Source organism: Campylobacter hyointestinalis subsp. lawsonii (assembly GCF_013372165.1).
Taxonomy (GTDB): domain Bacteria; phylum Campylobacterota; class Campylobacteria; order Campylobacterales; family Campylobacteraceae; genus Campylobacter; species Campylobacter lawsonii.
The window spans coordinates 524,028-537,133 of record NZ_CP053828.1 but is presented as its reverse complement, the minus strand read 5'-3'; the positions used below and the strand labels follow the sequence as shown (position 1 = coordinate 537,133).

10 protein-coding genes are annotated in these 13,106 nt (G+C 33.7%); 1 reads left to right on the top strand and 9 read right to left on the bottom strand.

Annotated features, from left to right (window positions below; translation table 11 throughout):
• Window positions 1–69 precede the first annotated feature (69 nt).
• Genes CHLWT_RS02760 through pheS form a run of 4 tightly spaced genes read right to left on the bottom strand, consistent with a single transcriptional unit; the run spans window position 70 to window position 5,498 of the window.
• A complete protein-coding gene (locus tag CHLWT_RS02760; protein WP_063998508.1) occupies window positions 70–906 on the bottom strand; it encodes a 4-hydroxy-3-methylbut-2-enyl diphosphate reductase in 837 nt (278 codons plus the stop codon).
• Window positions 896–2,173: a 3-phosphoshikimate 1-carboxyvinyltransferase gene (gene aroA / locus CHLWT_RS02755; RefSeq protein WP_111970538.1), complete on the bottom strand. Its 1,278-nt coding sequence runs from the start codon at window positions 2,171–2,173 to the stop codon at window positions 896–898. The genes CHLWT_RS02760 and aroA overlap by 11 nt, the downstream gene beginning before the upstream one ends.
• A complete protein-coding gene (pheT, locus tag CHLWT_RS02750; protein ID WP_112000315.1) occupies window positions 2,170–4,509 on the bottom strand; it encodes a phenylalanine--tRNA ligase subunit beta in 2,340 nt (779 codons plus the stop codon). The genes aroA and pheT overlap by 4 nt, the downstream gene beginning before the upstream one ends.
• Window positions 4,506–5,498, bottom strand: a complete 993-nt coding sequence (gene pheS / locus CHLWT_RS02745; RefSeq protein ID WP_112000316.1) for a phenylalanine--tRNA ligase subunit alpha — start codon at window positions 5,496–5,498, stop codon at window positions 4,506–4,508. Before pheS ends, pheT begins: the two co-directional genes overlap by 4 nt.
• 117 nt (window positions 5,499–5,615) lie before the next feature.
• Here pheS and CHLWT_RS02740 point away from each other — a divergent pair, with 117 nt between their 5' ends.
• On the top strand, window positions 5,616–5,975 hold the full coding sequence (locus tag CHLWT_RS02740) for a histidine triad nucleotide-binding protein (RefSeq protein ID WP_034963832.1): 360 nt from the start codon (window positions 5,616–5,618) through the stop codon (window positions 5,973–5,975).
• A 258-nt stretch (window positions 5,976–6,233) separates the two neighbouring features.
• Here the strand turns inward: CHLWT_RS02740 and CHLWT_RS02735 are convergent, their stop codons facing one another.
• From CHLWT_RS02735 to purD, 5 genes are read right to left on the bottom strand one after another with little or no spacing between them, the layout of a single operon-like run.
• Window positions 6,234–8,420 carry a polyribonucleotide nucleotidyltransferase gene (locus CHLWT_RS02735; protein WP_111970540.1) on the bottom strand — a complete coding sequence of 729 codons (2,187 nt, stop codon included), beginning with the start codon at window positions 8,418–8,420 and terminating at the stop codon, window positions 6,234–6,236.
• An 11-nt stretch (window positions 8,421–8,431) separates the two neighbouring features.
• Complete coding sequence (locus CHLWT_RS02730; RefSeq protein WP_112000317.1) at window positions 8,432–9,112, bottom strand: sodium:proton antiporter; 681 nt, start codon at window positions 9,110–9,112, stop codon at window positions 8,432–8,434.
• A complete protein-coding gene (locus CHLWT_RS02725) occupies window positions 9,109–11,298 on the bottom strand; it encodes an LPS-assembly protein LptD (protein ID WP_112000318.1) in 2,190 nt (729 codons plus the stop codon). The genes CHLWT_RS02730 and CHLWT_RS02725 overlap by 4 nt, the downstream gene beginning before the upstream one ends.
• Window positions 11,288–11,743: an RDD family protein gene (locus CHLWT_RS02720; protein WP_063998515.1), complete on the bottom strand. Its 456-nt coding sequence runs from the start codon at window positions 11,741–11,743 to the stop codon at window positions 11,288–11,290. Before CHLWT_RS02720 ends, CHLWT_RS02725 begins: the two co-directional genes overlap by 11 nt.
• Window positions 11,740–12,987, bottom strand: coding sequence for a phosphoribosylamine--glycine ligase (gene purD, locus CHLWT_RS02715; protein ID WP_112000319.1), 1,248 nt, complete (start codon window positions 12,985–12,987; stop codon window positions 11,740–11,742). The genes CHLWT_RS02720 and purD overlap by 4 nt, the downstream gene beginning before the upstream one ends.
• Between the last annotated feature and the right edge of the window lie 119 nt (window positions 12,988–13,106).

Sequence of the window (13,106 nt, the reverse complement as noted above, 5' to 3'; positions counted from 1 at the left end):
AGTGTCATATGACGAAAAGTGGTATATATTAGCTTAATTTAGCTTTAAATTTAATTAACCATAATAAATTCAAATATTTGAGTTTAAATTATTTATCTTATCTATAACTTTTTCTATTATCCAATCTGGAGTGCTTGCGCCAGCACTTATACCGCATAATTTTTTATCTTTAAACCAAATTTGTTCTATCTCGTCTCCACTTTCTACTAAGTAGCTATCTTCGCATAATTTTTTTGAGATAAGATATAGTTGTTTTGTATTTGAACTATTTTTTCCGCCTATGATGATCATAACATCAGCCCTACTAGAAAGCTCTCTAACGGCCTCTTGATTTTCAAGAGTTGCATTACAAATAGTATTAAAAACTCTAACTTCTTTAACTCTTTGCATTAGATAATTTACTATTTGCATAAATTTTTCTATTTTTTTTGTTGTCTGGGATACAACAGCGACTTTAGACGCAAGCCTTATATTATCAAGTTCGCTCTCATCTAAAATAACATAAACTTTCGTACTTGCATAACTCATCACGCCTTTAACTTCGGGATGATTAATATCGCCAAAAAAGATGATTTCATAGCCTTCATTACTCATTTTTTCGACTATTTGTTGTGGCTTCGTGACAAATGGACAAGTAGCATCTATGATCTTGATACCGCGTGATTTTAAATTTGCTAAATCACTTTTTGTAATACCATGAGTTCTTATAATCGCTTTTTTTTCATCTTTTAACTCATTTATATCTTTTAAGGTTTTAACATTAAAGTTTTTTTTCAGTCTATCTATCTCTAAGCTATTGTGGATTAGCTCACCTATCGTAGATGCATTTTTTGAATTTTCGGCTATTTTTATAGCTCTTTTTACTCCAAAACAAAACCCATAACTTTTAGCTAATTCAATCTTCAACATTTGCTCCTAAACTCCTTAAAAAACAACTAAATTTAGGAAAGGATGTCGCTATAAATTCGCTCTTTTGTATATCCATACCACAAAGCAGTCCAAGCACGGCAAAACTCATAGCAATGCGGTGATCTCCGTGGCTATCTATACTAGCCTTTTTAGGAACTCCGCCTATGATCTCAAAACCATCTTCAAGCTCACTTGCTTCTATACCGCAACTTTTAAGTGCATTAACAGTTACTGCTATGCGGTCACACTCTTTTACTCTTAGCTCTTTTGCATTTCTTAGTACGCTTTTTCCGCTTGCCCTTGAAAATGCAACGGCTAAAGCAGGCGCTTCATCTATAAGCCACGATATATTTTGTGTAACTTCTACTGCTTTTAGGGGTGCGTATTCAACGCTTATATCGCCGATATCGTCATAATCGCTACTTGTTAGATTATAGCTTATCTTAGTGCCCATTTTTTCTAGAATTTTATATGCTTCTATGCGAGTTTTATTTAAAAGTATATTTTTGATTTTGATTTTCGCACCTGGGGTTATCGCTGCGGCAACGGCGTAAAAAAAGCACGAACTAGGATCATTTGGAACGCTTAAATTTAGTGGTCTTAATTTTCTATCATTCAGTGGATTTATCTGTAAGCTAAGTCCATCTCTTTTGATGTCTGCTCCCATACCTAAAAGCATTCTTTCGCTATGGTCTCTGCTAAGCTCTGGTTCGCTAAATTTACAACCATTTCCACAAAGACCTGCTAAAATAAGCGCTGTTTTTACTTGAGCAGAAGGGATATGGCTATCATACTCGAAATACTTCAGCTTAGTGCCTCTAATGGCTAATGGCGCTTTATTTGCAAAGTCTCTACCATCTATCTTAGCACCTATCTTAACAAGTGGATCAGCTATCCTTTTCATAGGTCTTTCGTTTAGATATTTATCTCCACTAAGCACAAAAAAACCATCATTTCCAGCAAGTAATCCCATAAATATTCTCATAGCCGTGCCAGAATTTCCACACTCTAAAATCTTATTTGGCGATAAGATATTTTTTGGTGGAGTTATATAGTAAGAATTTTCTTGCTTTTCGACTTTAGCGCCTAAAGCGCTTATGATCTTTAGAGAATTTATGGTATCTTCTGCCTCTAAATAATCACTAATAACGCTCGTTTTATCACTCAAAAGTGAAAATATAGCGCACCTATGACTTATGGATTTGTCTGTAGAAATATTTTTAAACTCAGCGTCAAACGCGTGCTTAAGCGCTTCTATTTTCATCTTAATCCTATGCCTAGTTTATTATTTAAAGCTTGTAAAATTTGATCCATAACAATAGATATCTCTTCATCTTCTAATGTTTTTTGCATATCTTGAAATATAAATTTAATACTCAAGCTTACCTTTGAGTTCAAACTTTTATCCTCATAGATATCAACGGGCAAAAACTCTTTTAAAATACCAATCTTTAGCTCATTAATACATTTTTTGATCTCTAAATACTCTAAATCTTTATCTATTATTACGCTTAGATCTCTGCTTATAGTAGGAAATTTAGAGTAGGTTTTTGCTACCCTATTTTCAAATTTGATCCGCTCAAAATCAAGCTCACAAACATATGTTTTTGGTAAATCTCTTTTTAATTCTAAATTTAAATCTACTCTACCGATATATCCGATATATTCATTGTTTTGATAAACTTTAGCTTGTTCAAATTCACTTAAAAATGGTATGTCATCGCTTTTTACGAGTTCTATTTTTCCAACTGAGTTTTGTATCAAACTAGCAAAATCAAAAAAGTTTATCTCACTTGGTTTTGCACCATTTAAAAGCGTAGGTTCATTTTTTAAACCACTTGCTAAAAAAGCAAATTTAGCGCTTTGGTCGCCGTCTTCATTAAACACATCACCAAATTCAAAAAGCTTAACTGATTTTTTTGAATTTTTGATATTTCTTTCGCATGAATTTAATAAATGATTTATCAAAGTCGGTTTTAAAACTGCAAGTTCGTTATTTATAGGATTTAAAATTTGTGCTTTACAAGGCTTAAATCCTAAAGCGTCAAGCTCTCCTGCGTTATCAAATACGTAATGCACACACTCGAAAAAACCAAGCGTAGCGGCGTTGTGTCTAAGGCGTTTTGAGTTTTTATAAGATATGTAAGTGTTATTATTTATACGACTTTTTTCACTAAAGATCAAAGGCTTAGAAGGGATATTGTCGATACCTATTATCCTTACTATTTCTTCGCAAATATCGTGAGAATTTAGTATATCATGGCGATAAAACGGCACTTTTGCATAGATATGCTCTTGCTCAGTGTTAAATGTTATATCAAATCCAAGTCTTTTTAGGATCTTTACAACATCGTTTCTAGAAATTTCTGCGCCTATCATATTTGAAAGTTCTGTGCAATTAAAGCTTATGATGATTTGATCTTTTTCGAGTAAAATTTGTTGCATTCCAGCATATGGAGTAATGTGCTTGTTTTTAGCAAATATATCAAATAAAAAATCCATAGCCATACTTAGCTTTGGTTCGCTACCCCTGCTACTTCTATAGACTGCTTCATCGCGAGGCTGTTCTTTGTCTTTAAAGGCTGCTTTAGAGACTATTTTTGGATCTACGTAACTAGCCTCTATGATAATAATCTTAGAGTTATTGTCTATATTTGCCTCTTTTGTTTGCCAAATTCCTAATTGCCCCAAACATCTTGAATCAAAATAAACACCATAAGATCCGTTATCAAGGACTTTTATATCTATGACTATTTTCTCTTCTTTATTTGTTGCTAATTTTTCATAATCATAAGCTCTAAAGATAACACCAGTAGAGTGAGTCATATATGATAAAATCTTTTCTACTGGATGTTCTTTAGTCTGCTCTGTATAAGCAAGCCTTAGTTCTGTTTTTAAATTTAAAGATAGCTCTTCTTTTAGCTCTATAGCCCTATATGCTACTGAAGCCTCTATTTTATCTTCACAACGAATACTTATAATCCTACCTATACCAAGAAGCTTTTCTTCATCGACTCTTGGCTCTCGCTCTTTAAGCGGTAGATCAAATCCCGCAGATAGATCACGTGCAACGCCGTGTATGCTTAGGCAGTCGCCTCTATTTGGCGTAAGCTCTATCTCTATGAGCTCATCATTTAAAATAGGATACTCTTTTAGTTCGCGTCCTAGCACAAGCTCGCCTATACTATCATCTAATAGCATAATGCCGTTGTTTAATTTAGGAAGTCCAAGCTCGGTGCTACTACAAAGCATTCCAGAGCTTGCTACGCCTCTTAATTTTGCCGCTTTTATCTCAAGACCACTAGGCATGATAGCGCCTATAAGCGCACAAGCTACGAATTGTCCAGCAGCAACATTAGGAGCACCGCAGACTATTTGCAAAATCTCACTTCCGACATCTACTTCACAAACGTGTAGATGATCGCTGTTTTCGTGATCTACGCAAGATAGTACTTTTCCTACGACAACATGGTTTGGAATACTAAATTTATTTAGACTATCTACTTCTAGTCCGATCTCGTTTAGTTTTTTACATACTTCTTCTGCGCTTAAATGCGAAAGATCTATAAATTCATTTAACCAATTTTTACTTATTATCATTTAAATTGCTCCAAAAGTCTAATATCTCCTTCAAAAAGGCTTCTAAGATCTGGTATCTGATGAAGAAGCATAGCAAATCTTTCTACACCAAGTCCAAAGGCGTATCCGCTAACGTTTTCATAACCGACTGCTTTAAAGACATTTGGATCGACTATCCCACTTCCTAAGACTTCTAACCAGCCTGTTTGTTTGCATACTCTACATCCATTGCCGCCACAAAATATACAGCTTATATCAACTTCTGTGCTAGGTTCTGTAAATGGAAAAAAGCTAGGACGAAATCTAACTTTTACATCGCCAAACATATATCTTAAAAACTCTTCTAATATATATTTTAAATTCGCAAAGCTTACTTTTCCTTCTTCTTCGACAACTAGTCCTTCTACTTGATGAAACATCGGTGTATGGGTAAGATCAAGATCACGTCTAAAAACAGATCCTGGAGCTATCATACGAATAGGCGGTTTTTGTTTTAGCATAGTTCTTACTTGAACTGGACTTGTATGAGTCCTAAGCAACCTAAAATCCTTAAGATAAAATGTATCTTGCATATCGCGTGCGGGATGATATTTTGGTAAATTTAAAGCCTCAAAATTATGAAAATCATCTTCTATAAGCGGTCCGCTCTCTACACTAAAGTTTTGAGCAACAAAATACTCAATGATTTTATCCATAGTCTCCATAACAGGATGCAAAGCACCTTTATTTAAAGGCTCGTTAAAAAGCGTGATATCAACACTTTCGCGTTTCATTTTAGCTTTTATAAACTCACTTTCTAAAATCGCTTTTTTCTGTGCGATTTTAGCATTAAACGTATCTCTTTGAATATTTAAATTCTCGGCAAAGGCCTTTTTTTCTTCTGGAGCTATATCTTTTAGTTTTGCAAAAAGAGATGTAATAACACCTTTTTTTCCAAAAAGCTCAACTCTAATTTTTTCAAGCTCATCAAGATTTTTAGCCTTTTCAATCCTATCAATAATCTCTTGCAACTTAACTACCTTAATTTAAATTTTTGCTCAATTGTACCCTAAAATCATTAAAGTAGATATAAAATTAATAAATAATCAGATATAATTATGATCAAAATTTAAATTTAGGAGATGATTATGGCTTGCATTTTTGACAAGATAGTCGCCGGAGAAATTCCATCAAACAAAGTTCTAGAAAATGAAAATTTTTTGGCATTTCACGATATAAATCCAAAGGCACCTATACATATATTGATAATACCAAAAAAGCACTATGAGAATTTTCAAGTTATGGATCCAGCTTTAATGGGTGAAATGACAAAATTTATTCAAGAAGTTGCTAGTGTGATCGGTGTAGATAAGACCGGATATAGGCTTGTTACTAATTGCGGTGAAAACGGCGGTCAAGAAGTGATGCATCTACATTTTCATCTACTTGGCGGAACTATGCTAAAATGGACTGATGATCATTTAAATGATCCTAAAGATAGTTTTTAAAGAGCCTTTAGGCTCTTTGTCTAAAGAATAAATTTATATAAGAATTAAAATATTTTGCAATAAATATTTCGTAGTTTCATCAAGATACATTTCTCTTAAACAGCTTTTCTAGGGGCTACTAGCAAATCATATCAAAATGTCTGTTTTGCGTATATTTAGTAAAGCTTAGCCGTGCGTAGATGCTGTTTTGAATGTAGCATTTACGATAAATATTTAGCAGATCATTTTGAATGCTTAGAACGTCTTACATATTATCAACTAATTTAACTCCAAAGAAATTTTTCCACTTTTTATCTCGCCGACTTTAACTTTTACCCTATCTCCCTCATGTAAAGGAGCACTCATTTTAGATATATGTAAAAGCCCATCAACGCCGTCTCTTAAAGATATAAACGCACCAAACTGAGCTACTTTTTTTACCTCTCCTTCAAACTCATCTCCAACACTAAATGCAGATACATTTTTATTTTCTTTTCTGCCTTTAAAGTCTCCAGATCGTGGTTCTTTTTGTAAAATTTTAATAATATAATCTTTTGCTGCTTCAACTTTACCTTTTTGACCACCTGCTATTTTTACTTCGCCTTTTTCGCGGTCTAGATCTATGCTAACTTCAAATTTCTCTATAATCTCTTTTATAGTTTTTCCAGCTTGTCCGATGATATCAACTATCTTGCTAGGATCGACACTAAATAGCTCTAGTTTAGGCAAAACATCTTCATTGATGACTATATCATCATTTGCTCTTTGCATAATTTTAAGTATATGCTCTCTTCCTTCTTTAGCTTGATACAGAGCTTCTTTTAGTACTTCAAGACTGATTCCTCCAAGCTTTATATCCATTTGAAGTGCTGTGATACCATCTATACTTCCAGCAACTTTAAAATCCATATCGCCATCATGATCTTCAAGCCCCATGATATCAGTCAAAACTGCGTGTTTATCGCCTTCAAAAATCAGCCCCATAGCAACTCCAGCTACTAATTTTATAGTTTCAACGCCAGCAGCACGCATAGCCAAAGAACCACCACAAACACTAGCCATAGAGCTAGATCCGTTACTTTCTAATATCTCACTAACTATTCTTAAAGAGTAAGGACTATTTATATCAACACTTGGATATAGTGCTCTTTTAGCCAAATTTCCATGTCCTAGCTCTCTTCTACCAGGAGCCTTTAATGGGCTTGCTTCGCCGACGCTAAATCCAGGAAAATTATAATTAAACATAAATTTTTCAGATACGGCATTTTTTTCTGTTAAAAGCTCATTCATCTGAGCGTCATTATCAGTACCTAAAGTAGCTACTACAAGAGCTTGAGTTTGACCACGAGTAAATAGACAACTTCCGTGTGCGCTTGGAAGTATATTTGTTTCGATAGTGATAGGTCTAACTTCTTTTAGCCCTCTTCCATCTGCTCTTCTTGCTTCTTCTATGATCTGAGATCTAACTATCTTCTTTTTATATTTTCCTAAAATATTTAAAATAACTTCTTCGCTCCAACCCTCTTTTATGGCTATATCGCTATTTGCTATCTGTTTTGCTATCTTTGATAACTCACTTGCACGCTCACTTTTTGCCATTTGATTTATGGCTAATTTCACATCGTTTTTATAAAATTCATCTATATAAATAGCAATATTTTCATTTTCTATTTCAGGTTTGTATTCTAAATTTGCATTATCTTTTTTATGGTGTGAGAATGCTTCTTCATAAGCACTACTACCTCTTAAAATAGCCTCACCCGCAAATTTAATGGCTTCTACCATCATATCTTCACTAAATTCATTCATATCTTGTTTTGGTATAAAGCCCTCATTTAGACTCGGATCTATCATAGGATCTATAGCTATGACTGGCACTATCTCGTTTTGAATTTGTGGCAAACTTCTCATTTCTATCATCAAAAGCTCATCGCCCACACCAGCAACATAAAGATCTAAACTAGAATTTTTAAGCTCACTATTAGTAGGATTTATAACAAATTCTTTATCTATATAGCCTACTCTAACACCGCAAACAGCGCGTTCAACAGGGATATCGCTAAGATAAAGTGCCACACTTGCAGCATTTAGTGCAGCTACTTGGAGATCCACTTCTGGATCGCTACTTAAAACCATTACAACTATTTGAGTAGGATATGCATATCCTTTTGGAAAAAGTGGTCTTAAGCTTCTATCAATTATACGACTTGTGAGAGTTTCAAATTCCCCAGGCTTTGTCTCTCTTTTGATATATCCACCAGGTATTCTTCCTGCTGCGTATTGTTTTTCTATATACTGAACTGTAAGTGGCAAAAAATCATCTTCTACCACAGCGTCTTCTCTAGCTACTGTTGCTAAGATTACCGTATTTTTCACACGCAAAAGAACTGCACCGGCTGCTTGTTTGGCTACTTTATCTAAATCAAAAATTTCAACTTGATTATTTACTTCTATCGAATACTGCATAATACTACTCCTTATTTTTGTAATGGTAAATAATATGGACTTTCTTCTAAAATAGACATAATAGAATCTGAATTTAAGTCTATTTTGTTGTTATAATAAAAATCCACATCGACAAAATTTGCTATTTTTCTGACACAAAATATATTATCTATCAATGTATTTAGGTATGAAACGATGCTAAGTGGCATAAGTGGCGTTGCGTAAGTTATGGACTTTACCCCTAAATTTATAAGTGTTTTTATGCAAGTAACTGCAGTAGCCCCAGTTTCACAACCTTCATCGATCAGCAAGATATTTCTTCCTTGTAAATCCCAAAGTAACTTTCCTTTTCTGTATCTATAAACATTTTTTAAGATCTTTTCTTCATATTTTCTATGAGCTTCACCGTAAATAAAATCCAAAGTTATATTAAAAGCGTTTATAAGCTCTTCATTTATGACTATTTCCTCAGTTTCGCTTACCATACCGACTTCGCATTCTAGATTATTTGGTGCTGTTATCTGCTCACTAAATAGCAACTCATAACTAAGACCTAAAGCATGGGCCACTCTATCTGTTAAAACGATCGAATCCAAAGACGAGCAAATAAGCACGTAATCGCCACTTATAAGCTCATTTTTAGGCAATATCTCAAAAAGTTTATCAGCTGCATCAAGCTGGTTTTCAAATTTAAGCTCACTTGGACTTATCATTGCAATGAAGCTCCATTATTATTGTTTTGCTCTATAGAAAAATCATATCCTACTTCGCCAAACGGATAAAAACCAAACATCAGATAAACTCCTTGAGTTTTTTTAGACTCTATACCGCCGCTTGTATTTTTTGGCTCTATGTCTTCTTGATAAATGAGCGAATAACTCCAGCATTTTCTTTTATAATTTATACCGGTTTTCCATCTTTTTGTGTAATTTCTTTCAAAATCATAATCAAACCCGCCAAGTAGCGAGTAGTTTCTAGATACGTTTATATTTAAAGAAGAGCCAAAATAACTCTCTCTTTCATAAGTCTTATTTTCACTATCTTTTTCTTCATATGTATGATATAAAGATGTATTAAACAGCGAATTTAAATATCCAACTCCGGTTTGAACTTTAGGAAAACGGTTATTTATATGTGAATATTCAAATTTGTTTGCCATGGTAAAGTTATTTAGGTATAAATTTACTCTATGTTCTAAATTTGAAAACTCACTATTGTCGATATTATAGCCTTGTTTGACGCTATGCCTTAGTATTTTTTTGCCGTCTCTATCATAAAAATACTGCGTCAAATTTGTAAATGTATTTTCCGTAGTATATTCATCGCCTAAATTACCGATAAAATTATCTTCGAAAAGATCATCTTGCAACTTAGATATATCAGCTCCATCAGCTATTTGATAATATTTTAACAACTTTTGTTTTATTTTACCGCTTGAATATCCTGGTTTTATATAATCAAGCCTTAAGTTCATAGTGTGATAAAAATCGTCATAAGCTTTTGCAAGATCTGTTTGCAACGCAAAATCATGATAATGGTTTATAAAGTCGTCAAATTCATCATCTCTTAAAGAGCCGTTACTATAAAATTTATTATTATTATACTGGATATGCGTCGCATATAGATTTTCAGTAATACTAAAATTTGCAAAATCATCAAGTATATTAAAATTTATACCGACTGGTAAATTTAGCTCATAAGAAGATGCACTCACTCCAACGCTTCTTGTATAATTATGATATTGCGTATCAAACGAATATGTTAAATTTGGAAGTATAAACTGGTTTAAAAAGCTGTGATATTGCAAAGTTGGAAGCTCTTGCAAAGTGTCGTCATTGCCGTATTTAGAGCCGATTTTAGCGGTGTCTATATAATACTTTGCATACATACCAAAATAATGCTCATTTGTAGCAAGAAAATAGTTGAGTTTAGACTGCACTAATGAGTCAAAGTTATTTTCTTTGCCACGTAAATTTAGATAATCTATATCGTTTAAATTAGTATATTTAAGCCACAATCCTTCGTTATAATCCCCTTCTAAAAAGTATTTTACGAGCTTGTCTCTATCATATTCTATCTCATAACCATAATGTTTGTTGTTTTTCAATTTTTCTTTTTGGACGTATGAAGATTTATCCCAAAACTCTCCACCTCTTATAAGTCCTTTTGAATAAGGAGAATCCGCAAATCTAAATGTAGAGTAAAGCCCTGCTCCCCTACTTGTACGAACTTGAGGATCAAACTCTAGATCCCATTCATCGTGAGTCGCTATATAGATAGGTTGCAGATATCTAAGACCCTCTCCTTTACCAAAAGAAATTTGAGGTATCAAAAGCCCACTACGCCTAGTTTTATCCGTAGAAAAACCAAAATAAGGAAGATAAAATATCGGCATATCACCCACGTAAAAAACGGGGTTATAAAGATGAAGAAATTTGCTTGTTTTATTAAGCTCTCCACTAGTAAATTTTATATGCCAGTCTGGATCTTGAACATTACAGCTAGAAACTATCGATTCTGATACTTCATAAGCGTCATTGTTGCTACAACTCTCATCGCTTTGTATCCATAGCTCTTTACTTTTATCCATAGCAAAACTACTTTCTGCGTTTATCTCATCTGTTTTTAAATTTACTTTTGCATAATTTGATCTAGTAGTTTCGTTTTCACCTTTTAGTATATTTACGTTTCCAAAAAGCTCAACTATCTCGTTTGCTTCGTCATATTTTGCTTCGTCTGCTGTTACTAAATATGTTTGGGAAAAAAGTAGAACATTGCCTTTTGCTTCTATGATCTGTCCGTTTTTATCTACGTTATCGGCTAAAAACTCGACATTTTCCACAGCAGCTAATGCTAAAGTTGCGGTAAATACGGTCAAAAAAGTTTTTTTAATAAGCATTACAAACTACTGTCTTTGCTAATTTATCGTGCCAAGTTTGTCTATAAATATTACCAAAAGCCCAGATAAAACCTAGATAAAAGCACCATTCGCTCAGTATTCTAACACAAGCTCTTAATACGCTAGTGCCAAATGTAGGTTTTGATAGCATAAGCGTATCTAGTGTGATTATTTTAAATATCATTTTTCCCGGAGTTGCGCCATAGTACCAGACAAAAAATGCGTGGTAGATAACCTTTAAAAGCGTGATTTGAAACATTAAATTTGATATAAGCATAGCTAGTTGTTCTATATTATCTGCAGTTTTTACCAAAGAGTTCCAATATGCAAATAAAAATATAACACTAACTATGATTTCATCAACGCTATAAGCTAAAATTCTTCTATCTATCTTAGCTATACTTATATTTTCCCTATCTAATTTATCTAACAAATTTTCATTCATTTAAGAGCCTGATATGCGATATCTTTTCTAAATTTACTGCCGTCAAAATCTATATTTTGCACAAGCTCATAAGCTTTTTTATGAGCCTCTTTTATATCTTTTCCTACGCCTACTGCTACTAAAATACGCCCACCATTACTATATAAAACGCCATTTTCTTCGCTAACTCCGGCATAAGCTATATGTGAGCCATCTGGTATATCTTTTATAGTTATTTTTGTTTTAGGAGTACTATCATAAGGATAGTTTTTACTAGCCATGACTACGCCGACTGCTACATCATCTTTTAAAGTGATATCTATAAGTTTTCCAGTAGCTGCATTATATAGTATCTCACTTAGATTTCCATCTATCAAAGGCATCAAAACTTCACATTCTGGATCCCCAAAACGCACGTTAAACTCTAAAACATAAGGAATACTATCAACTATCATAAGACCTACAAAAAGAACTCCACAAAATGGAGCATTTTCTTTTTGCATACCGACTAAAGTTGGAGCTATGACTTCTTGCTCTACTCTTTTTATAAGCTCTTTACTAGCCAAAGGACTTGGTGCGTAAGCCCCCATTCCACCGGTATTTGGACCCTTATCATTATCAAGCAATCTTTTATGATCTTGAGCAACTGGAAGACTTACAAAGTTTTTGCCATCGCAAATAGCAAAAAAACTAAGCTCAAAACCATCTAAAAACTCTTCTATAACTATGCTTTTACCCGCATCTCCAAAACTATCTCCGCTTAACATATCAAGAGCTGCTTTTTTCGCTTCATCGTGACTTTGAGCTATGATTACACCTTTTCCTGCGCAAAGTCCATCTGCTTTTACGACTACAATTTGACCTAGAGTATCTATAAATTTACTAGCTTCATCAAAATTATTAGTATTTAAAAATCTTGCAGTCCTAATGCCATTTTTATGCAAAAAATCCTTCATATAAGTCTTACTGCTCTCTAATCTAGCAGCGGCTTTTGTAGGGCCAAATATATTTAGCCCTTTTTCTTTAAATATATCTACTATTCCAGCACTCAGTGCATTTTCTGGGCCAACCACACTTAAAGTTATATCGTTTTTCTTTGCAAAATCAGCTAGTTCATAATAATCTTTTAGGATGATATTTGTGCCAAGCTCTTTTGTAGCCGCGTTTCCAGGAGAAAAGTATAATTTTTTTACATTTTTGTCTTGTTTTAGTCTAAGCCCTATGGCATACTCTCTGCCACCGCTTCCTATAATTAAAATATTCATATTTTTCCTAATAAATTAAGTAAGAAAACCCAAATGGCCGTTACGTAGTAGAATCGGCCCTAAAAAGCCAATCTTGCAGATAGGCTTATGCTTTAGGTCGCGATTTCTCGCTCTAAGAG